This window comes from Mesorhizobium sp. M7A.F.Ca.ET.027.03.2.1 (genome assembly GCF_003999175.1).
Taxonomy (GTDB): domain Bacteria; phylum Pseudomonadota; class Alphaproteobacteria; order Rhizobiales; family Rhizobiaceae; genus Mesorhizobium.
In genome coordinates this window covers 1-2,287 of sequence record NZ_RZOM01001002.1, presented here as the reverse complement: position 1 = coordinate 2,287, position 2,287 = coordinate 1, and the positions used below count along the sequence as shown (strand labels likewise).

At 62.2% G+C, this 2,287-nt stretch carries 3 protein-coding genes; 2 read left to right on the top strand and 1 reads right to left on the bottom strand.

Going from position 1 to position 2,287, the window contains the following annotated elements:
* Positions 1–825, top strand: an 825-nt coding sequence (locus tag EN750_RS30275; RefSeq protein ID WP_145968049.1) for an alpha/beta hydrolase, incomplete at its 5' end; no start/stop codon positions are given.
* A gap of 59 nt (positions 826–884) precedes the next feature.
* Positions 885–1,886: an NADP-dependent oxidoreductase gene (locus EN750_RS30270; RefSeq protein WP_127398931.1), complete on the top strand. Its 1,002-nt coding sequence runs from the start codon at positions 885–887 to the stop codon at positions 1,884–1,886.
* Between the two features lie 20 nt (positions 1,887–1,906).
* Here EN750_RS30270 and EN750_RS30265 read toward each other — a convergent pair.
* A partial coding sequence (locus EN750_RS30265) for a VOC family protein (protein WP_145968048.1) occupies positions 1,907–2,287 on the bottom strand: 381 nt, incomplete at its 5' end.

Below are 2,287 nucleotides of genomic sequence, written 5' to 3'. Positions count from 1 at the left end.
TTCCAGGACACGCCAACGCACTCCGTCGATGTCGGCGGCACGGCATTCGTCTATCGGCAGCTCGGACCAAGGACGGGCGTGCCGGTAATCCTGCTGAACCATCTCGGCGCTCAACTGGACAATTTCGATCCACGCATCGTCGATGGCCTCGCCGCGACCCGGTGGGTGATTGCCTTCGACAACAGGGGCGTTGGTGCTTCAGGCGGCAAAACGCCGTCACGCATCGCCGAGATGGCACGGGATGCGGTCGCCTTTGTCCGGGCGCTGGGGTTCGATCAAGTCGATCTCTTCGGTTTCTCACTCGGCGGCTTCGTGGCGCAGGAGATCGTGCTGACCGAGCCCGGGCTTGTGCGCAAGCTCATCCTGGCCGGCACCGGGCCGGCCGGCGGCCAAGGCATCGACAAGATGACGCCACTGACGATCGTGGACATGATCAAGGGTGCGCTGACTTTTCGGGATCCGAAATACTATCTGTTTTTCACCAGAACGGTGAACGGGCGCCGCGCCTCGAAGGCGTTCCTGCAGCGGCTGACAGAGCGCAAGGCCGACCGCGACAGGCCGATATCGCTTAGCGCGTTCGGCGCGCAACTCCGGGCGGTGAAGGCTTATGGACTACAGGCGCCGCAAGATTTGAGCGCCATCCGCGTCCCTGCGCTGATCGCAAATGGCGATCACGACAGGATGGTGCCGAGCGTCAATACCCACGATCTCGCCCGCCGCATTCCGGGGGCGCAATTGGTGATCTATGCGGATGCCGGCCATGGCGGGGTGTTCCAGAACCACGCGAATTTCGTTCCGAAAGCATTGGCCTTTCTCGAGGCCTGACACCTCTCACCGGGCGGCTTTCGTCCCGAACATCAACAATCTCTCAGAAAGTCACTGCCATGAAGGCATTCGTCGTCGACAAATACAGCAAGAACGGCACGCTGCGGCTGGCCGAAATGCCGGAGCCGAAACTCGGGGACAGCGATGTCCTGGTCGAGGTCCACGCCGCGGCGGTGAACCTGCTCGATTCCAAGGTCAAAACCGGAGAGTTCAAGTTGATCCTGCCCTATCGCCGGCCGTTCATCCTGGGTCACGACGTGGCCGGGAGGGTTGTCCGCGTGGGATCGAAAGTCCGCAAGTTCAAACTCGGCGACGACGTCTATGCGCGGCCGCGCGATGGCCGGATCGGGACGTTCGCCGAGTTCATAGCCATGGATGAAGCCGACGTGGCCCTGAAGCCCGGGAACCTCAGCATGGAGGAGGCGGCCTCGATCCCGCTGGTCGGCCTGACCGCCTGGCAGGCGCTCATCGAAAGGGCCAACCTGAAGAGGGGACAGAAGGTCTTCATTCAAGCCGGATCCGGCGGCGTTGGGACATTCGCCATCCAACTGGCAAAGCATCTCGGCGCGACCGTTGCGACCACCGCCAGCGCGGCGAGTGCCGGCCTGGTCAAGGGACTCGGCGCCGATGTCGTCGTCGACTACAGGAAAGACGATTTCGAAAAAGTCCTGTCGGGCTACGACGTCGTCTTGAACAGCCAGGACGCCAAGACACTTGAAAAGTCACTGAATGTGCTGAAACCGGGAGGCAAGCTCATCTCCATCTCCGGCCCACCGGATCCGGACTTCGCCAGGGAAAAGGGACTGAACATGGTGCTGAGGCTGGTGCTTCGCCTGCTGAGCCGCGGTATTCGAGCGAGAGCCAAGCGCCGTGGCGTGACGTTCTCGTTTCTCTTCATGTGGGCGCAGGGCGAGCAGTTGAGCAAGATCGCATCGCTCATCGAAGCCGGCGCGATCCGCCCGGTCGTCGATCGGGTCTTTCCCTTCGAGGCGACCAACGAGGCGCTGGCCTATGTCGAAACAGGACGCGCCAAGGGCAAGGTCGTCATCAAGGTCCGATAGCAACTCAGCTGCGATCGAGGTCAGCCGCGCCGGGCTGCATCGATCGCCGCGACGTCGATCTTCGTCATCTCCATCATTGCATCAAAGGCGCGTTTGGCTTCCTCGCCGCCGGCCGCCATGGCCTCGGTCAACGTGCGCGGCGTGATTTGCCAGGACACGCCCCATTTGTCCTTGCACCAGCCGCACGCGCTCTCCTGGCCGCCATTGCCGACGATGGCATTCCAGTAGCGGTCGGTTTCCTGCTGATCGTCTGTGGCGATCTGGAACGAGAAGGCCTCGCTCTGCTTGAATGTGGAGCCGCCGTTCAATCCGATGCAGGGAATGCCGGCAACGGTAAATTCGACCGTCAACACGTCGCCTTTCTTGCCGGACGGAAAGTCGCTCGGTGCACGGTGAACGGC

Excerpts from the sequence above, each read along its gene's own strand:
- EN750_RS30270 (WP_127398931.1), top strand. The coding sequence starts at position 885 with ATGAAGGCATTCGTCGTCGACAAATACAGCAAGAACGGCACGCTGCGG.